Genomic DNA, 20,172 nt, shown 5'->3' with positions numbered 1-20,172 from the left:
ATTTTACAAATTTATCAAAGGATCCCTACTGTTCTTTTGATTGAAGCTGCTTAGCTACTAGCTGAGCCAAGAGTGAAAAGAGAATAATCCCAGCTCCAATCAAGAGAAAGGATTCTACTCGGACACTTGGCAACCAAGTCATCAACCCTTTGGCGATGGGCATAAAGAGAACAGCCAAGGTATAAATTGTGCTCAAGACTCTACCTAGATAATCATCTTCCACCTTGGTTTGTACTTGGGAAAAAACGTGGATGTCGAAAATGGTCACAAAAAATTCACAGACCAGATTTCCTGAAAAGGAAAGATAAGGTGGAAGGGGCAAGCCCATTATGAACACTCCTATCCCTGCCATAAGCAGTAAAAACAGGAGAATTCTCATACTTGATTTCATTTTATTAGCAACAAGCGCTCCTAGAATAGATCCAATAGCTCCCAGCGTTAAAATAGTCGCATAAGCTCCTTTAACCCCGTATAGACGATTCGAGAAGGGAAGTAAAAACTCAAAAGCTGCAAAAAAGAAATTGACGCTGGAAGCCACCAACAAGAGAAAGAAAATCTCTTTCTGATGCCAGATATAGTTTAACCCATCCTTGATATCAGAAAAAATATCTTTCCCGGTAAACTGTTTCCTCTCTTGAACCTTAGCTTCTTCTTTCGGAAGGAAAGCCACTAGGACAAAGGCAATGAAAAAGGTCAGCGCATCTAATAAGAGGGTCATATGAAGACTGGTAAATTGTAGAACTAGGAAAGAAAAAACAGGTGAACAGACACTAACAACCTGTAAGACCAACTCCAAGTGAGCGTTATAGGTCACAATCTCTTCTTTCTCTACTACCTCGGTAATAATGGCTTTATTGGCAGGTCGAGAAAAACCAAAGGCAATGGCCTGAACAATATTGGCAAAAATAAGAGCCGCAATCATCAAGCTATCATTTGTGATAAAAGAAATCGCCAAACAAAGGAGTCCACAAACCAAGTCGGTCGTCATCAAAATCTTGCGACGAGAAAAACGGTCTGAAATCACTCCTCCAAAAGGATTCACGAGAATCCCTGTCACTAACTCAGAAATCTGATAGATCCCTAATACCGTCTTTCCTATAGTCCCCATCGAGGCTAGCCAGACACTATTCCCATAGTCATAGAGCATATTTCCAATTTTGTTAATAGCTCCACGACTAATTAATTGGACCGCATGTCGGTTCATAAAATCTCCTTTATCTCTGTCCTATTTAGGAACATTCATCTATTACAAATTTATGAAAGTGTTCTTGATAATAGGCCACCTGCTCTGGCAGTCCCAGCACATCAAAAATATGCATGGCTTCCTGCATTTGCTGCCGCCCTTTTTCTATTTGCCCCTTCTGATAGAGAGCAAATCCCTTGAGATAATGAAAGATATTGCGTTCGTAGAGTTTGATGCTCTTCCCGATAATCTTTTCTACATAGGCTTCAAAATAGCTGGCGTTTTCAAAAGAACGGTGTTCTAAACAATGCTGGTAGCAATTCAGAGCTAGAATCAAGACCAGTTTTCGATGGCGACCAATTTCTTTGTAGAAATCTTCTCGCTCCATCACTTCTCTCCCAAGCCGTGTGACATAGTCCACATCATAAAAGCTGTAGAGATTGCCAAAGAGGATCAATTCATACATGGTCCACTCTTCCGTTTGAAAGAGATAATCTGCCACCTTATCCAGATCACACTGCTTCATCGTGTAGCTGGCATCTCTCTGGCAAATTAGCCCTTGTAGCAGGATCCAGTTCAGCTCAAAATAGAGAGGATTGGTCGAACCTTTAGCCTTTTCAAGTTCCTCTTCTTGAAGCTTCTGAAAACCTGCAATATCATTTGAGTAGTAAAGCGGAATAATCTGAGCCATCAAAGCGACATGCTCATGGTGTTGAAAATTTCTGGCCTTATCCATAAAATTCTCAATCGTCACATGGATATTGTCCAAAATGTCAAAGAAGCGCGAAGCAGCTAGATCCGACTCCCCCAATTCAAAACGGGATAATTGGGAGGTCGAGCAAGCTTCTCCTGCAGCTTCTTTCAACGAATAATTCTTACTAATTCGAAATTCACGAAAAACTTTTCCAAGATCTTCCATCTATTCCACCTGCTCTGACAGTTCTGCCCACTCTTCCATGACTGCTTCCTGCTGGACAGTCAGTTGATCCAGCTCGCTCTGGAGTTGGACCAAATCAGCTGCATCGTTGGTGCTATGCATGGTTTCGGTGATGTCTTGGATTTTCTGATCCAGCTCTTCCATCTCTGCTTCCAATTGCTCAATACGACGAGTGATTTTCCGGAGTTCCTTCTGGTTTTGCTTTTGCAGGTGATAGTCATTGCTGGTGACTTCTTCGGTCGAAGAGACAGACACGGCTTCTGCTTTCGCTGCAGCAAGAGCCTCTAACTCAGCTTTTTTCTCCAGATAATAATCGTAGTCTCCTAGATAAAGAGTTGAGCCCTCTTCTGAGAGTTCCAAAACTTGTGTAGCCACCCGATTGATAAAGTAACGGTCGTGGCTGACAAAGAGCAAGGTGCCGTCAAAATCAATTAAGGCATTCTCCAGCACTTCCTTGCTATCGATGTCCAAGTGGTTGGTTGGCTCATCGAGAATCAAGAAATTGTTATTTTCCATAGACAGCTTGGCTAGAAGCAAGCGGGCCCGCTCTCCACCCGACAGCATGCCGACGGTTTTCTTGACATCATCCCCAGAGAAAAGAAAGGCTCCCAAGCGATTGCGAATTTCCACTTCTGGCGTCAGTTTAAAGTCATTCCAGAGCTCATCCAAGACACTGTTGTGAGGCGTCAGTTTACTTTGGGTCTGATCATAGTAGCCCACCTCGACATTGGCCCCAAAACGAGCTTCACCCTTGATAAAAGGAATCTGCCCGACGATGGACTTGATAAGAGTAGATTTCCCGATCCCATTTGGTCCCACAATAGCGACTGCATTCATCTTGCGGATATCCAAATTAATAGGCTCTGAGAGGATTTGATCGTCATAGCCGACGGCTGCCTCTTCTACTGTCAGGACGACATTTCCCGAGGTCTTATCGGAATGGAAGGTCATATGGGCAGACTTGGTCCCAGCTTCAGGCTTATCTAAGCGCTCCATTTTTTCCAATTGCTTGCGTCGAGACTGGGCTCGCTTGGTAGTCGACGCCCTCACCAAATTGCGATTAACAAAGTCTTCTAGCGCAGCGATTTCTTTTTGTTGCTTCTCATAGTTTTTGGCTTCGGTCAGCAGTTTTTGCTCCTTTTGTTCCACAAAACTCGAGTAATTGCCGACATAGCGGTCCAAGGAATGCTTGGTCAAATCCAAGGTAATGGTTGCGACCTTATCTAGGAAATACCGGTCGTGGCTGACAATGAGAAGGGCTCCGCTATAATTGACCAGATAGTTTTCCAACCAGGCGATGGTCTCAATATCCAAGTGGTTGGTCGGCTCGTCCAGTACCAAGAGATTTGGTTTTTCTAGAAGCATCTTGGCCAGAGCTAGACGGGTATTTTGCCCTCCTGATAGCTCTTCAATCTTCATCTGCCACATGGACTCATCGAACTTAAAGCCATTGAGAATCGCGCGGATATCTGCTTCATAGGTGAAGCCACCTGCCTGACGAAATTCTTCCGAGAGACGGTCATAGTCCTGCATGAGTTTTTCTAAGTCAGCCCCAGTTTTTTCCCCCATCTCAAGCTCCATCTGCCGCAAAGTTTTCTCCGTTTTACGGAGGTCGTCAAAGACATGGAGCATCTCATCGTAGATGGTATTGGACGACTCAAAGCGGCTATCCTGGGCTAGATAGGAGAGGGAAAGGTCGCGCTTTTTATTGATTTCCCCAGAAGTTGGTTCTTCTTCCCCCACCAAGATTTTCAAGAGCGTAGACTTACCTGCTCCGTTCTTTCCGACCAGGGCAATCCGGTCTCGTTCATCCACTTGCAGGCTGATATTATCAAAAAGAACCTCCCCTGCAAAAGAGCGTTCAATTTTGTTGGCTTGTAAAATAATCATGTCCTTATTTTACTATCTTTTTTCATATTAAACAAGGAAAGACGAGCCATCAAAAAAATCCTGAGCCCTTGGGGCCCAGAACTTTTCAATGATAAATTGTATTTTATTCTTCCTTGTACAATTGTCGGACTGCTTCCACATCTGTATCCTGGATACTGTAGAAGGAGCCAGCCGGTTGCATGACCGATTCTCCATCAGTGTGGTCCAGCCCAATCGCATGGCCTAGCTCATGCTCAGCTGTATTGACAATTCGATCATAACTATAGTTATAGACATAATTTAAAAGATAATGGCGATTGAGACGCACTGTGATGTGGGTGAAGCGGTTGGTTAAGAGGTTGGTCTGAGAGGCAGTCTCTCCAGCAGCAGAAACCGATGCGTTATCCATTTCCGTCAAGACCACATTAGCCTCTTTTTCATTTGTAACCAGCTTGAAGGTAAAGGCGCCTGTTTGGTTCCAAGCCTCAATAGCATCCCGATAAGCTTTTACAAAAGTTTGACTGATATTGGGATCCAGGTAGACCGTAGCTTCCGCTTTTTCCCAGCGAGCGCCACTATGCTCATGATTGTCCGTCTGCGTGGTCTGTGAGCTAGGTGCCATCCCAAAGCGCGATGAAAAGCCCTGATCACCAAATAAATTGCCAACCTGATAGACAACCTTTTGGGCAGCTCGTCCAAATCCATCCATACCAGAACTAGGAGAATCTGTGAAATAGATGATCCCCACTAGGACGAGAAAACTGATCGCAATGGTCCAGAAAAATCCCCAAAAAAGACTCCAAGCCATGCGAAGGATTCCTCTGAAAAATCGAAAAATGGTTCTCATACATTCTCCTTTCTCTTAAAGAAGGTATGCAATTGTAACACCCCATTCTTAAAAATAACTTAAATAACTACGTTTTCCAGCTTATTGATGAACGGTTACTTTGCCTGTCTGGTAATCCAGACTAATCCCACTTTGAACATTGGGAACAAAAACATTGAACTCAAGGGTCCCATCACTTGATTTGGCTTCGATCTGTGATCCTAATGGAATCAGATCTTCTGGATGGTTGTAGATCAAGGTCACCCGAAAGCGGATCCGCTTGTTCTTATCCAGTGCTTTTCGGACCAGGGTCTCATAATAGTTTTGACCAGTGGAATGAGGATCATTGGCTTGATTGGACCAAGCCGTTTGTACAGCAATATTTTTGGGATTGCTAGTCGAAGCATCGAAACCTTTGAGATTACCGATCAAGGCATAGCCCAATAGATGGCCCCGATCCACAGCATGGTCATACTCGCCTGACAAATTATGGACCTGATGCCAACCTGCTGGTTTCCAATCGGTTAGGCCACTACCTGTTGCATCTCGATCTCTGTACTGGCGAGTCGCTTTGGTCATGATGGCATTGGCAACCGTAGGCACAGTCTTTCCATTGACTTCTTTTGTCTTGTTATCCGCATAGGGTTGACTAGCCACACTGGCATCCAGATCTGTTCGATTTCCCTTAACTACAAAGGCTCCAGCACCATTCCATTCCAAGTCATTTCCTAATTGTGAACGAGCAGATTTCGTTAGTACAGAGCTAGCTAACTCTTTACTAGGTGTTTCTTGTTGGCTACTAGTCACCACCGAAACAACCTGATCTGTCGCTTCTTTTACCGTCGGTTGATTAAAATAATAGCCCCCAATAGCTAGGGCCGTTGCCACCACAAAACCTGCTAGGGTTTGTTTGGTTCGTTTTGTGAATATTTGTTTTGTCATGCCTCTCTCCAAAAAAGAGCAGCGCTAGATGGGTCATTGACTCGATTCGCTGCTCTCCTTTTTACTCAATTTTAGTTAAAAGCTTATTTGCCTGTTAGCTTTCCAATGATCTCTGACCAAGTGTCCGGAGAGAGAATGGACCATGGATTTTTTCCATCTCCAATCACTCCATAGCCAATGACCAAACCAACTGCAAAAATGATGATTCCAATCACAGCCAACAGGAGGACAATTCCTAGCTGTTTTCCAACATAGCGAAGATTAGTTTTCATCGTCTTCTTCCTCTACACGTTTCACGTCTGCACCTAGTGCCACTAATTTCTCATGGAATTGATAATAACCACGATCTAAGTGACTTAATTTGCTGACTTTCGTTTCTCCTTCTGCTACCAAGCCCATCAAGACCAAGGTTGCACTTGCTCGTAAATCTGTCGACATGACCTCTGCACCTTGGAAGCTTTCCCCTCCAACGATACGAGCTGTATCCCGCATAATATCCGAGTGAACGCCCATCCGACGCATTTCTTCCAAATGCTGGAAGCGATTCTCAAAGACCGTTTCAATCATGGTAGACTCACCTTTAGCCATGGCCATCAAGGCTGTGAATTGAGCCTGCATATCGGTTGGGAATCCTGGGTAGGGAAGAGTTTTAACCGTCACTGGACGGAGCTTACTGATATCCGACTGAATCCGAATGCCATTTTCTTCTTCGGTTACCGTTACACCCATCTCCTGCATCTTAGATAAAAGCGGACGGTTGTGTTCCCAAATGGCATCTTCGATCAAGACATCTCCACCAGTCATGGCTGCCCCAATCATAAAGGTTCCGGCCTCGATGCGGTCTTGCACAACATTGTGGTTTGCCCCATGCAAGCTCTCCACACCAACAATGGTCAAGGTCTCAGTTCCTGCCCCCTTAACATTAGCCCCCATTTTATTCAGCAAGAGTGCTAGGTCAACAATTTCAGGTTCCCGAGCTGCATTTTCAATCACAGTAACTCCATCTGCCAAGGTTGCCGCCATCATAATATTTTGTGTCGCCCCTACTGATGGGAAGTCCATATAGATGTGTGCTCCCTTGAGACGATCTGCTTTTGCTTCAATATAGCCGGCTGTTTGGGTAATTTCAGCTCCCATAGCTTCCAGACCTTTCAGGTGGAGGTCAATCGGACGACTACCGATCGTACAGCCTCCAGGCATGGAAACTTTGGCATGGCCATTGCGTGCCAAGACAGGACCTAGGACAACGATAGAAGCACGCATCTTGCTCACATACTTATAAGGTGCTTCCTCTGATAATTTTGCTTGCGCATCTACGACAACCGTATTGTCTTCTTCATTGAAGGTTACTTGTGCATTCAACCCACGAACAACATTGTTCATTGTAAAGACATCTGATAAAACAGGTACATTTTTCAAGGTTGTCACGCCCTCGCTTGCTAGAACTGTTGCAGCAAGAAGAGGAAGGACAGCATTTTTTGCTCCTTCGATTTTGACGGTTCCAACCAGTCGATTATGACCACCATTAACGATTATTTTTTCCATACGGGATTGTTCTCCAATTTCTTAAAGTCACGCTTTCTATCATACCATATTTTTTATAAAATGTGGCTAGAATTGGCCAATAAAAATCTGCCGACTCATCTCATAGACACTGATAAAAAATGAGCTGGCTAGATAGCCTATTCCGACGCTGATCATCAAGATCAAAAAACGGATTTTAACCGCATTTTCAGCACTTACTTTTAAAAACTTTTCCCATTGAACCAGGTTCAACAATAGGTAATAGGCAAAAAAGATAAACAATAGATGGCTTGAAAGATTAAAAATCATTTGAATCATATAGCTATTATACCATATTTGGTCCTTACTTTCTTCTTTTGATTCTCTCCCAACAAAAATAAGGTGAGGACAAAACCTCCACCTTATTTTGAATATCTTATAAACGATTTCCGACATTAATCCGGTTAATGGCGCGTTGAAGAGCAATTTTAGCACGACGTTCCATATCAACCGAATGCTGATCTTTGGCTTCTTCAATCGCTTTTTCAGCTCGCAGTTTGGCACGTTCTGCACGACTAATGTCGATATCTCGAGCACGTTCGGCAGAATCGGCAACAATGGTAATGACATTATCAGCTACTTCGATAATCCCACCATTGACTGCAATCCAATCAATATGTTTGTCATCGTCGACACGACGAACCTTTACTTGGTCTACAGCCAAAACCGCAATGGTATTGATATGATGAGGTAAAATCCCTAATTCACCATCAATTGTCTTGACAGATACAAATGCGGCATGATGATCATAAACCAGTCCATCCGGTGTAACGATTTGGACGTTCATTTGACTCATCTTTCACCTCTTCTTAGAATCCCATTTTTTCAGCTTTGGCAATCACATCTTCGATCGATCCAACACCACGGAAGGCATCTTCAGGAAGATGGTCATATTTTCCGTCCAAGATTTCTTTAAAACCACGAACAGTTTCTGCAACAGGTACGTATGAACCAGGTTGACCGGTAAATTGTTCCGCAACGTTGAAGTTTTGTGACAAGAAGAATTGGATCCGGCGAGCACGAGCAACCAAGGTCTTTTCTTCGTCAGACAATTCATCCATCCCCAAGATAGCAATGATATCTTGCAATTCATGGTAACGCTGAAGGACACGTTTGACCTCAGATGCTACTGCATAGTGTTCTTCTCCTACGATTTCTGGAGAAAGGGCACGTGAGCTTGATGCCAATGGGTCCACCGCAGGGTAGATCCCCAATTGTACCAATTTACGTTCCAAGTTGGTTGTTGAATCCAAGTGGGCAAAGGCGGTTGCTGGCGCTGGGTCTGTATAGTCATCGGCTGGCACATAGATGGCTTGGATGGATGTAACAGAACCTTTCTTGGTTGACGTAATCCGTTCTTGCAATTGCCCCATTTCAGTTGCCAAAGTAGGTTGGTAACCAACGGCTGAAGGCATCCGTCCCAAAAGGGCTGATACTTCAGATCCGGCTTGGGTGAAACGGAAGATATTGTCGATAAACAAGAGAACGTCCTGACCTTCGACATCACGGAAGTATTCCGCAATGGTCAAACCAGTCAAAGCAACACGCATCCGTGCTCCAGGTGGCTCATTCATTTGTCCAAAGACCATGGCTGTTTTTTCAATAACGCCAGATTCTTTCATTTCCCAGTAAAGGTCATTCCCTTCACGTGTCCGTTCCCCAACACCGGTAAATACAGAAATACCACCGTGTTCTTGGGCAATATTATGGATTAATTCTTGAATCAAGACAGTCTTCCCAACTCCGGCACCACCGAAGAGTCCGACCTTCCCACCTTTCAAATAAGGGGCTAAGAGGTCAATGACCTTGATCCCTGTTTCAAGAATTTCTTCTGAAGTAGAGAGCTCGTCAAAGGATGGAGCTTTTTTGTGGATGGAGTCACGAGGAGCATCCTCAGCAAAAGGTTGATCCAAGTCAATGGTATCTCCAAGAACATTGAAGACACGTCCCAAGGTTTCTTTTCCGACAGGAACAGAGATTGGACGACCTGTGTCCAAGACTTCCATTCCACGGGTTAAACCATCGGTTGATTCCATGGCGATGGTCCGTACGACCCCATCACCAAGTTCCAAAGCTACTTCAAGAACGACTTTTGATTTTTGTTGGTCATTTTTATAGACTACAAGCGCATTATTGATCTCAGGAAGTTTATCTCCAACGGAAAAGGCAACGTCTACGACGGGACCTACGACCTGAGAAATTTTGCCTAAACTCATGTCATTCTCCTATTCTAAGTAATTTCTACTGCTCAAAAGTTCTCTTTCGAGCATCTGTTTTTGTATATAAAATTGTATCCGACAACTATTCAAGGGCGCTAGCACCAGCAACGATTTCAGTAATTTCTTGTGTAATCGCTGCTTGACGAGCACGGTTGTATTGAATCGTTAATTCATCAATGACTTTCTTGGCATTGTCTGTTGCAGTTTGCATGGCCATCATCCCAGCAGCATTTTCAGCTGTTTTAGCATCAATAATGGCACCATAGATCATGCTTTCAGCAAATTGAGGAAGCAATTGATCCAAAATGGCATCTCGACTAGATTCCAATTCTAGATTCAATACATAGTCCTCATCCGCTTCATTTGGGTCCAAATCAATAATTGGAAGCATTTGTTCCACCCGCATTTGACTCGTCAAACTGTTGACGTGGTGGTTGTAACAGACGTACAACTCATCAAACAAGCCTTCCTGATACATTTGGACTGTTTTCGAAATGATCTTGCGAACTTCCTTAAAGCTAGGATGATCAGGCAAACCACGCAATTCATAAACCGGCTGAATCCCACGGGCACGGAAGAAATCCGCACCGACGCTTCCAATACAGATCACTTCAAAGTCATCTCCAGTTGGATGGTATTCTGCCTTCATTTCCATCATGGTTTTAAGGATGGAGGCATTGTAACCTCCAACCAAACCACGATCGGATGTAATCACGATATAAGCTGTCTTTTTTACCGGGCGACTCACCAACATCGGATGGGACTTGGTATTTTCTGTTTCATGTCCATGGAGCAAGTCTGTTAAGAGCTTACGAACCTTAGCAGCATAAACCTGAAAATCCTTGGCTGCCTGCTCAGATTTACCAAGTTTGGCAGCAGACACCATCTGCATGGCATTGGTGATTTGACTGGTGTTTTTTGTGGATGCAATTTTATTTTTAATATCATTTAATGAAACTGCCATCTTCCACTCCTATTTCTATTTGAAATTTGACTGGTTGACAAATTCAGTAAGGGCTGCATCCAGTTCTTCTTCTGCTGGAAGATCATGTGTCGAACGAATCGTCTCAAAGATTTGATGATAATGTGCTTCAAAGTAATCAAACAACTCTTCTTGGAAACGAAGAATGTCGTCTACTGGAACACTATCTAAGAAACCATGAGTCAAGGCATACAAGATCACGACTTGTTTTTCAACTGTCAATGGTTCATGAACAGGTTGTTTCAAGACTTCCACTGTCCGACGACCACGGTTCAATTTCGCTTGAGTGGCCGCATCCAAATCACTACCAAATTTCGTGAAGGCTTCCAACTCACGGTAGGAAGCGAGGTCGATACGAAGGGTACCAGCAACCTTCTTCATAGCCTTGATTTGAGCAGATCCACCAACCCGGGAAACAGAAGATCCGGCATCAATGGCTGGACGAATACCGGCATTAAACAAATTATCTTGCAAGAAGATTTGTCCGTCTGTGATCGAAATCACATTGGTTGCGATATAAGCGGAGATGTCCCCTGCTTGGGTTTCAATGATTGGAAGAGCTGTAATAGAACCCCCACCCAATTCATCCGAAACTTTCGCAGAACGTTCCAACAAACGGCTGTGGAGATAGAAGACATCCCCTGGGAAGGCTTCACGTCCTGGTGGACGACGAAGAAGAAGGGACAATTCACGGTAAGCTACGGCTTGTTTTGACAAATCATCATAGACGATCAAAACATGTTTACCGTTATACATGAACTCTTCTGCCATGGCAACCCCAGCATAAGGTGCCAAATAAAGCAATGGAGACGGTTGAGAAGCCGAAGCGGTTACCACAATCGTATAATCCATAGCTCCGTATTTACGGAGAGTTTCTACTTGCGTACGAACTGTTGATTCTTTTTGACCAATCGCCACATAGATACAGATCATGTCTTGACCCTTTTGGTTCAAGATGGTATCAATGGCAATCGAAGTTTTCCCTGTTTGACGGTCTCCGATGATCAATTCCCGTTGACCGCGTCCAATTGGAACAAGGGCATCAATGGCTTTCAAACCAGTTTGTAGGGGTTCTGAGACAGATTTCCGTTGCATAACACCAGGAGCTGGTGTTTCAACTGGACGGAATTTATCTGTCACAATCTCACCCAAACCATCTACTGGTTGGCCAAGTGGGTTAACAACACGACCAATCAAGGCATCCCCTGCAGGGACTTCCATGATTTTACCTGTACGACGGACAGAGTCTCCTTCACGAATATCCGTGAAATCACCCAAGATGATGATCCCGACATCCGTTGTTTCTAAGTTTTGGGCCATCCCGTATGAGCCATTTTCAAAGATTAACAACTCACCACTCATGGCATTTTCAAGCCCATGAGCGCGGGCAATCCCGTCACCAATGTAGGTTACAACACCTGTCTCAGTGACGTCAAAGTTTGGCTTGAAATTTTCAATTTGTTGCTTAATTAAAGCGCTGATTTCTTGTGCGTTAATCGCCAAAATTCACACCACTTTCTATTTCAATTTAGATTTTATAACTTGCAATTGGTGTTTGAGACTGGTATCCAACGTTTTATGATTGGCTGTCACGACAAAGCCACCAATTAAATCTGGATCGATCTTTTGTTGGATCGAGCGAACTTGAATCCCAAATTTTCTTTCGATAATGGGTACTAGCTTTTGCTCTTGAACAGGATCCAAACCAGCAACTGTCGTAACAGTGACGACAAATGCGTTGCTCAACAGTTGAATCTGATCCAAACAAATCGTTACAATGTCATAAAATAAGGCTTCACGATGATTGAGAATAACCACTTCAATCAAATGGTCGAGTAATTGTGAATCAGAGGGTTGAAAAAGTCTTAGACTTTTTGCTTTCTCTTCATCCTCTACACCGATATGAGCTAAGAAGTTAGCAAGTCCAGTCTCCTCAAAAATGCCCTTGATTTGGGTCAATTTTTCAAAGACAAGATCTTGTTCTCCTTTTTCAAAGACCAATTGAACAAAAGGCTGGGTATATTTCTCAATCACCATCAGTTGCTTTTTGTCCATTAGGCTTCTCCTAATTCATCAAGATAGCGATCGATCAGTTGGCGTTGACCTTCAGCATCCAGCTGTTGACTCAACAATTTGCTGGCAAGATTGACAGTGAGATCTGCCACATCGCCTTTGATACTGTTCAATGCTTCTTCTTTGTTATGCGCAATTTCTTGTTGCGCTTTTTCTTTCAAACGTACTGCTTCTTGAGTGGCTTCTGAAAGGATCTGAGATTTGTTCTTTTCTGCAGTTTCCTTTGCATTTTCGACAATAGACGCAGCTTCTTTGCGGCTACCTGCCAACTCTTCTTCACGTTTACTTGCTAGTTCCTCAGCTTTTTGACGAGCTGATTCTGCTCCATCAATATCATCTGTAATCTTTTTGGCACGCGCTTCTAAAATTCCATTGATATTGTTCCATGCAAATTTCTTTATTAAAAAGATTAATAATAGGAAGGAACCAGCAATGAGAATAAAGTTACCAATAATTTCACTCATTGATACATGCATTCTTCTACTCCTCCTCTACTTACTCTTCACCATTAATTTTCTTACCAATATAGATTGATGACAACATGGTAAACACATAGGCTTGGATACATGAAATGAAAATCGAAAACGCTGTCCACGCCATGCTTCCAATAAAGGCAAATGGATACCAATAAACAGCTTGATGCGACAAAGTCACAAGCAAGCTTGCTAGTACCTCACCCGCAAAGATATTTCCGAAGATCCGAAGGGCCAAGGAGGCAAAATTCGTGAATTCTTCCAAAATATTCATGGGGGTCATAAATCCGGGTGTCACAAAAGCCTTTAAATATTCCTTCACACCACGTCTGCGAATTCCTTCTACATGGGCGATTAAGGTGATCAAAAATGAAAAGGCAAAGTCATAACCCAGGTTAGCGGTTGGTGATGTCCACAAATTGTAACCATTGGTCGTTTCGATTTTAGCCATCAATCCAATGTTATTGGCTACTAAAAGAAAGAGGAAAAGAACAAACAAGAACAAGGAATAGTCCTTTATGTAATGTTCCCCAATATTTCCTTTTGTAAAGCCTACGACAAAGTCATATGCGTATTCCAGCACATTTTGTTTGCCTTTTGGTCGGATCGACATTTTTCGACTGGCCCAATAAATGAAGCCAAAAACGGCGAAAACAGAAATCAGGGTCATAGCAAGTAGGGTCAAATTAAAAGATACAGGTCCAAGAGTAATCGTTGGATTGATACTTTCTTCCAAGGTTTGACACCTCCTTTTCTAAAATAGAAGCGTCTATTTGATAATAAAGGCCATAACCAAGGTTACGAAGAAAGTACCTTCGACAAAGGCAACACCAAGAATCAAGAGACTACGCAATTGACCGATAATTTCTGGTTGACGAGACGCAGATTTCAATAAGCTGCTCATCATCAAACCTTCTGCCAGTGATACACCAAAACAGGCTAAACAAAGACCTAAAAATGTTAAATTCATGATGAATTCTCCTTTTATTAATTTTACCTCCTTAGTTTACTCCTAAAAGATATAATAGTCAAATATTTCCTAGAAAAGAAAGCGTTTTTGTTAAATTACGTTATTTTTTAATATGATAAATTTTCAGATCTACTATTTTTTCATTTAAATTTTTAGACACTTTGTCCACCTCTACTCATTTCTTTCTTCAAAAAAACTCCCACCTGATCAGCAGATGAGAGTCAATTGATTATTTAAAGATAGAAGTTTTAAAACTATCTGTTTGTTGAAGTAGTTTCTTAAAGAGTTTTTCTTTCAAAGCAACAGTATTGTCAAATTTGACAGAGCCGTTACTTAGAGTAGCCTTATCTTTATCAACTGCTTCAGCAAATGCACGTTTCAAGTCTTCATAGCTCTTGTATGTTGTACCATCAATTTCAATAGATTGAATTCCATTTTTGGCACTTGTCACCACTTCATTGAAGTAAGCTTTCTTCCAGTCTTCAAGGGTACTGAATGTTCCATCAGAAATCTTTTGAATGATGTAATCATCTCCTAGAGTCGCATGACCTGCTTGTTTGGATTCTTGTTTATACTTGTTTGAAGCATAACCTAAGAAGCCTTTTTCGTAGCCATAGTATCCCCAGAGTCTGAAGGTATTGTGTTTGAAGGACATGGCTCCAGGAGCCCCTTCACTGGTGTTCCCACCATAGATCCCTGTCATCATAGGTACAGTCACATAGGCTGAGCCAAAGTCAGATGGATTATAGACCCCATTTCCAGGACCACGATTAGTCATGAAGTTGTTGGTGATGAGGTCATCGACTGTATGTAAAGCAATCGCTTTTTCCTCATCACTCAAAGGACGCACCTTATCAAATTGATTCTTGGTGTTAGCCCCTCGGTATTGCTTGTCAACCTTCTTGAACCAAGCATTGTTTAATGCTTGACTGCCTTTATTGAGCACGGCTTCTCCTTCTAGGTAATCCAGAAGCATGAGCGTATCGTTATACCCCTTCATGTAACGATCAATTTCATCGCGTGATTGAAGGTAATTTGGATTAGTGTTGTACCATTGGTTGCCGTCGTTTGGACGTTCATAGGCCATGTTGAGACCTAGAGCTTTGTATTCCCCATTTGGATTGGATACGGATGGCGTTTGGAGCATGCCTTGAGCATAGGCTTCTAGATCCGTTCCTTCACGGTGTCTCCAGCCACCCAAGTATACCATACGGTCATTGACGTGCGTCGTTTCATGGGTAAAAGCAGAAATCCCAAAGTCACTGATCATATCCGTCACCATAAAGAAGACCGAATCATCTTTATAAGGATTTCCATAGACACGAGCGGTTGCTCCCATGCGCCAATCTGTCGCATGGTAACGATCAGTTGGTCCATATAATTCACGAATTGGAGCGACATCTTTTCCACTGTTGGTATGGCCGTAACGGTCTGTACTAATGCCTTTATAGTTTTGATTATCAAGGACAGGGGTCGGCACCATATTATTGCTCTTTAGGAGCTGGTTGCGAACATTATCAGCTGCTAATCGCGACCAGAAATCCAAGTAGTCCTGTTGGGCTTTTGCTACTTTATCAATTTCCGCCTTGAAGGCATTGCGTTCTGCTTCCGTGTTCTTGCCATATTTCTCGAAGGAACTATAGGCCATGGTATTGTAGGTTGAAATCAAGAACATATGAGCATCTTTTAAGTTCAAGAGTGGCAAGATCATTTTACCGTGAATATCATTGTTTAAGCCCTCATAGGCTCTATGCTTAGCAGATGCGAAAGCTGGATTGGTCGTCTCAGGCTCCACAATATAGACATTGTCTTTGGTTGCTTTGATGAACCAATCATTCAAGTCTGTATCAGTTGTAAAGAGGTCCATATTGTACTTCAGGAAGTCATTTAGGTTGCTAGAAAGAGTAGACTTCGCAACGACTTCTCGGAAGGCATCATGGGTACGAGTTCCTTTGATGTAGTCTTCTTTTGAACCAATTTCAATCAAACGGTCTAAGACATCAACATTCTTCCCATAGAAGTCTGGCTTGAACAACATGAGCTGCTTAAGATTGACATCATCGAACTTCACTCCGTAATAGCGATTGAGGTAAGAAAGCCCTAAAAGAACGGCCGCCTCGTTGTCATCAACTTTCTTGATAAGGGCACGTTTAGCAGCCTCATCTGTGTTTAATTGATGGTCTTGGTTTTCAACCAGTTGTTTGACAAAGTGAGTCAGATTATCCTTGACTTCTTGGAAACTTTCTTCGAGGTAAAGGTTCTTAATGGCATTGACTTTGTTAGGTCCTGTTCGACCTAAGTGAGTGTAGATTGGATCTGATTGCAATTCTACAGGACTTAATTTCTCTACGATGGCACTGATGAGATCGCTACGGTCCTTGTCCACCATATTTGGCGTGTAGACTACTTCACCGAGCTCCGCCACACTGTACTCTTTGACTTGTTTGACTTTAGAATCTTTCGGTGTCATGCTAAAGACATCTTTGGTCTTATCGGCATAATGGATCAGGATGTGATCCGCATCCGCTAGTTCCGTGACAAAATCATTGCCCTTCATAGCGGTCACAGACAAGACTTCCTTGGTCAAGAAAGGACTAGTTGCAGCCAGTTTATTCCCTTGGTCGACAATCCATTCTTTGTTGTAGAATGGTTGCAATTTAGCAATATTGCGGTAAGCTAGCTCACGACTCGCATCGTAACCAGTGATGGCCTTGTATTGATCGTCTTTGCTAACAAGGTGATTGAGCGTAACTTCAATCGGTTTGCTGCTGGTGAATGTATGAGCAGTGATTCCCATTGCTTCGATTTTCTGCTCAGCTTCTGCCAGCGATATACTTGGGATTTTACGGGAATTGTTAAAGGATTTTTTCCCTTCACTCACACCTTCCACACTGTAATTGCGCTTAGTTCTTGAATAGGTGAAGTAATCATCTGCATCGATATCCGAGTGTCCGAAGACCATCTCACCAGTTTTGACTTTCATCATGGTGATGTTGTCTTCAATAGTCCCCAAGGCCCAGTTGGTCCCGAGTAATCCACCAGATTGAACCGCTTCTTTGAGTACAATTGAACCTTTAGCAACTGAATTTCTGAGGACCCCTTCTTTACCGACCGTGTAGTTATTAGCACCATTTTGAGAGGAATAAACGAGACCTGCCGCTTTGGCTTTGTTACCAGTGATTTCAGCGTCAACGTAAGCTTTTTCAACGACACCTTTCCAGTTCTCACCAAGGACACCCGCTAGATAGCCTCCTCTATTACCTGCAGCGTGCAGTTTCCCGATAAAGGCAACATTACTGACTTTCCCACTGCCATCAATTTTATTGACAATTCCTGCTACGTCATTGTTCCCGACAACACTTCCTGTTACTTTAACGTTCTCGACAGTTGCATTGTTTTTGATGACACCTGCAATTGGGGCTACTCGATCTGTCCCAGGTAGGTCAATATTGACATTTTCAAGCAAGAGATTCTTAACCGAGCCACCTTCGATGTTCCCAAATAATGGTCTTGTAATGTTATGGATGGCAAATGTATTTCCATCCGTACTTTCCAAAATTCCCTTGAAGGCATTGGTCACATAGGATTTCCCTGCTGGCTGGACATTAGCCACATTCATATTGCTACCCAGTTTAAAGGTACCAGTCGGATTGGCTTGCATGGCTTTTACAAGTTCGTTGAAATTGTAGTAGACATCACCTTCATGTGCTTTGGGTTTCGCAATATAGTGGACATATTCCTCACTAAATTGGTTGTCCGCAGTCCGTTGGATGAGATCAGGAGCTTTGGCTGTTACTTTGTAGAGGGTCGTGCCATCTACCGTCACTTCTTCAATTTTATCAACGGCTAGTTTTGTGACCTTATTATCATGGGTGGTAACCTTTAAGTAGTATGGCTTCACATCAGACGGTGTTTCAGTCAAGAGACTGCTATCCGTCTCAAGTCCTTGGTCATCCACGCTAATCAGACTGGTTTCCTTGATGTTTTTGATTTCAACTTTTTTAAGATCAATTCTCAACGGTTCTTCCGTGAGAACTTCTTCTTCATCCCCATTTCCACGATCATACACCATGGTCGTTGCGAGCGTATAATCCTTGTAGTAGTCTAAGTCTGCTAAGGCAGCTGCTAAATCAGTCTCTGAAAGGGTCAGGGTTTTAACCACTTGATCGCCCTTTTTCAATACCGCCTGGATAGACTTGATGGTCACACCCGCTGGTTTATCCAAATGATAAGTAGCTTTAGCACTGCGCTTCAACACTTCCTGATCAAGATTGGTCAAGGTCAAGGTTGGCTTATCTAATTCCTTTGTCCCTTTTTTAATGATTTGATCTTGCGCTTGTTCTACCACTTCCTCAGAAATCGTAGGAGCATCCGTTGTCTTAACTCCCTTAATGGTCTTGTAGACCTTGGTGATTTTCTTCTTCCCATTCTTACCGGCTTGAGAAACCCTTTCGGTTCCTTTTAGCAAGGTGGCATCTTGTTCGGTTACCGTCTTAAATGGAATCTCCTCAAAAGCAACTTCCTCTGTTTGGCCTTCAATCGCCTTGGTCCCACGACTGATTCTTTCTGTCACAGGAGCTTTTACCGTTTCAGTTGTCGTGCTGAGGGGCTCACCATTTTTCTCACCATTGACCGTCTTATAAACACGGCGAATTTCCTGGCTACCGGCCTCACCTTTCTGAAGAAGGCTTTCTTCATCGGTGTAACGATTGGCATCCGTTACATACTCTGTTTCATATGGAAGGATTACCGTTTCTGTCTCTGTTACTGTCCCTTCCGTTACTTGATAGGTTGGGTTCTCTGGTTGAATAGGAGCTTCGCCGACATGGCCTTCTTCTTGTGTCCCTTTGGCTTCCACCACACCTGTATAGGCTGGGTTCTCAGGTTGAACAGGAGCTTCGCCGAAATGGCCTTCTTCCTGTGTTCCTTTCGCTTCCACCACACCTGTATAGGCTGGGTTCTCAGGTTGAACAGGAGCTTCGCCAACATGGCCTTCTTCTTGTGTTCCCTTAGCTTCCACTACGCCTGTATAGACTGGATTCTCTGGTTGAACAGGAGCTTCACCGACATGACCTTCTTCTTGTGTACCTTTGGCCGTTACAACTGGAGAAGGATTGGGTTGAGGGGTTGGTTGGGCATCTTCTTTTGTCCCAACAGCAAGAATTTGTGAAACTGGTTCTTTAGTGACCTTGCTTTCAACGACTCTGCGAACTTCTTGTCCATCTACCACACTCACTTCTGTCAATAGGGTCCGCTCCCCATTTTGGCCAGCAGTAAGTACCTTGGTTTGCCCTTTAGCTAATGTAGGATCAGCTTGGTGGACCGTTTCAAATGGCACAGGCTCAGTAGAGACCTCAAGGCTTGGTTTTTCAACTTGAGGAAAGGCTGGAGCGACTTCTGGGGTCACACGCGCTTGTGGTTCCACTGGTAGAATCCCTGTACTTGTTTTGATCGTTCCTTCTACAGAAGTTTTCGTTTCCTGCATAGTCTTTGGCTCTTGTAAGCTCGTCTTTTGGACTGACGGGTAGCGCAGATAGCCAACATAATCATAGCCGTCAATATGAATCACGCCATTTTCAAGATCTTTGCTCGATGTGATCGCAAGATCCTGATTATAGGCGCGCAAGACTTGATTTTGTAGGGCTGCAACTTCAACTGGAAGTAAAAGACTTTGTCCCATGGCTCCAATCAAAAGGACGCCCATGACCTTCTTCCGGTGCTTTTTAGAAAGTAAGAGGACCGCAAATGAAGCTGTGGCTAGACTTAAGCCAAAGAGAGCGATTTCCTGACTTCCTGTTTGGGGAAGAACTGGCTGAGTTGCCTCCTTCTTCTTATAGACTAAATAGAAGGTATCTTCATTTTGGTATTCTTCAGGAATTGCATGAATTACCTGTTTTTTTTCTTCAGCAGTTAGCTCTTCTTCTGTCACATATCCTAAGTGAACGTTTGCAGGTAGGGTCACCTGATCAGCTTTGACAGGACGAGCTCCTAACAGACTTCCTCCAAATAAAAAGGCTCCAATGGCCACTGGACCAACCCCAACGGATAATTTCCGAATCGAATATTTGGTCTTCTTTTCAAAAAATTGTTTTGCTTTTTTCATCCTAAAATTCCTATATAGTAATATTCAAACCT

Annotated in this window: 17 protein-coding genes; all 17 read right to left on the bottom strand. The window is 43.2% G+C overall.

What is annotated here, in order from left to right; all coding sequences use genetic code 11:
* Window positions 1-25: 25 nt before the first annotated feature.
* Window positions 26-1,204: an MFS transporter gene (locus tag O3629_RS03520; protein WP_003017677.1), complete on the bottom strand. Its 1,179-nt coding sequence runs from the start codon at window positions 1,202-1,204 to the stop codon at window positions 26-28.
* A gap of 25 nt (window positions 1,205-1,229) precedes the next feature.
* Entirely contained in the window at window positions 1,230-2,102 is an 873-nt protein-coding gene (locus tag O3629_RS03515; RefSeq protein ID WP_003017819.1) for an XRE/MutR family transcriptional regulator, read from the bottom strand.
* Complete coding sequence (locus O3629_RS03510; RefSeq protein WP_014713094.1) at window positions 2,103-4,010, bottom strand: ABC-F family ATP-binding cassette domain-containing protein; 1,908 nt, start codon at window positions 4,008-4,010, stop codon at window positions 2,103-2,105.
* A gap of 103 nt (window positions 4,011-4,113) precedes the next feature.
* Window positions 4,114-4,836, bottom strand: a complete 723-nt coding sequence (locus O3629_RS03505; protein ID WP_118397059.1) for a M57 family metalloprotease — start codon at window positions 4,834-4,836, stop codon at window positions 4,114-4,116.
* Window positions 4,837-4,917: 81 nt separating this feature from the next.
* Window positions 4,918-5,757, bottom strand: a complete 840-nt coding sequence (locus O3629_RS03500; protein WP_371608724.1) for a DNA/RNA non-specific endonuclease — start codon at window positions 5,755-5,757, stop codon at window positions 4,918-4,920.
* Window positions 5,758-5,840: 83 nt separating this feature from the next.
* A complete protein-coding gene (locus tag O3629_RS03495) occupies window positions 5,841-6,029 on the bottom strand; it encodes a DNA-directed RNA polymerase subunit beta (protein ID WP_003006464.1) in 189 nt (62 codons plus the stop codon).
* Entirely contained in the window at window positions 6,019-7,302 is a 1,284-nt protein-coding gene (gene murA / locus O3629_RS03490) for a UDP-N-acetylglucosamine 1-carboxyvinyltransferase (RefSeq protein ID WP_049474821.1), read from the bottom strand. Before murA ends, O3629_RS03495 begins: the two co-directional genes overlap by 11 nt.
* 66 nt (window positions 7,303-7,368) lie before the next feature.
* A complete protein-coding gene (locus O3629_RS03485; protein WP_009732557.1) occupies window positions 7,369-7,599 on the bottom strand; it encodes a DUF1146 family protein in 231 nt (76 codons plus the stop codon).
* 97 nt (window positions 7,600-7,696) lie between these two features.
* Window positions 7,697-8,116, bottom strand: a complete 420-nt coding sequence (locus O3629_RS03480; RefSeq protein WP_003002471.1) for a F0F1 ATP synthase subunit epsilon — start codon at window positions 8,114-8,116, stop codon at window positions 7,697-7,699.
* Between the two features lie 13 nt (window positions 8,117-8,129).
* Complete coding sequence (atpD, locus tag O3629_RS03475; RefSeq protein ID WP_013903321.1) at window positions 8,130-9,536, bottom strand: F0F1 ATP synthase subunit beta; 1,407 nt, start codon at window positions 9,534-9,536, stop codon at window positions 8,130-8,132.
* Window positions 9,537-9,621: 85 nt separating this feature from the next.
* On the bottom strand, window positions 9,622-10,503 hold the full coding sequence (locus O3629_RS03470) for a F0F1 ATP synthase subunit gamma (RefSeq protein ID WP_009732556.1): 882 nt from the start codon (window positions 10,501-10,503) through the stop codon (window positions 9,622-9,624).
* Between the two features lie 15 nt (window positions 10,504-10,518).
* A complete protein-coding gene (gene atpA / locus O3629_RS03465; RefSeq protein ID WP_371608723.1) occupies window positions 10,519-12,024 on the bottom strand; it encodes a F0F1 ATP synthase subunit alpha in 1,506 nt (501 codons plus the stop codon).
* 15 nt (window positions 12,025-12,039) lie between these two features.
* Entirely contained in the window at window positions 12,040-12,576 is a 537-nt protein-coding gene (locus O3629_RS03460) for a F0F1 ATP synthase subunit delta (protein ID WP_013903319.1), read from the bottom strand.
* Window positions 12,576-13,070, bottom strand: a complete 495-nt coding sequence (gene atpF, locus O3629_RS03455; RefSeq protein WP_004219970.1) for a F0F1 ATP synthase subunit B — start codon at window positions 13,068-13,070, stop codon at window positions 12,576-12,578. Before atpF ends, O3629_RS03460 begins: the two co-directional genes overlap by 1 nt.
* Before the next feature lie 19 nt (window positions 13,071-13,089).
* Window positions 13,090-13,803, bottom strand: a complete 714-nt coding sequence (atpB, locus tag O3629_RS03450) for a F0F1 ATP synthase subunit A (protein ID WP_023917700.1) — start codon at window positions 13,801-13,803, stop codon at window positions 13,090-13,092.
* 33 nt (window positions 13,804-13,836) lie between these two features.
* Window positions 13,837-14,037, bottom strand: coding sequence for a F0F1 ATP synthase subunit C (locus tag O3629_RS03445; RefSeq protein WP_003006433.1), 201 nt, complete (start codon window positions 14,035-14,037; stop codon window positions 13,837-13,839).
* 229 nt (window positions 14,038-14,266) lie between these two features.
* Window positions 14,267-20,140 (bottom strand): ZmpA/ZmpB/ZmpC family metallo-endopeptidase, encoded by a 5,874-nt coding sequence (locus O3629_RS03440; protein WP_371608722.1) that lies wholly within the window; start codon window positions 20,138-20,140, stop codon window positions 14,267-14,269.
* Window positions 20,141-20,172: the final 32 nt, after the last annotated feature.

This window comes from Streptococcus sp. 27098_8_12 (assembly GCF_041432115.1).
GTDB lineage: Bacteria > Bacillota > Bacilli > Lactobacillales > Streptococcaceae > Streptococcus > Streptococcus parasanguinis_V.
This window is presented reverse-complemented; position numbering and strand designations above follow the sequence as displayed.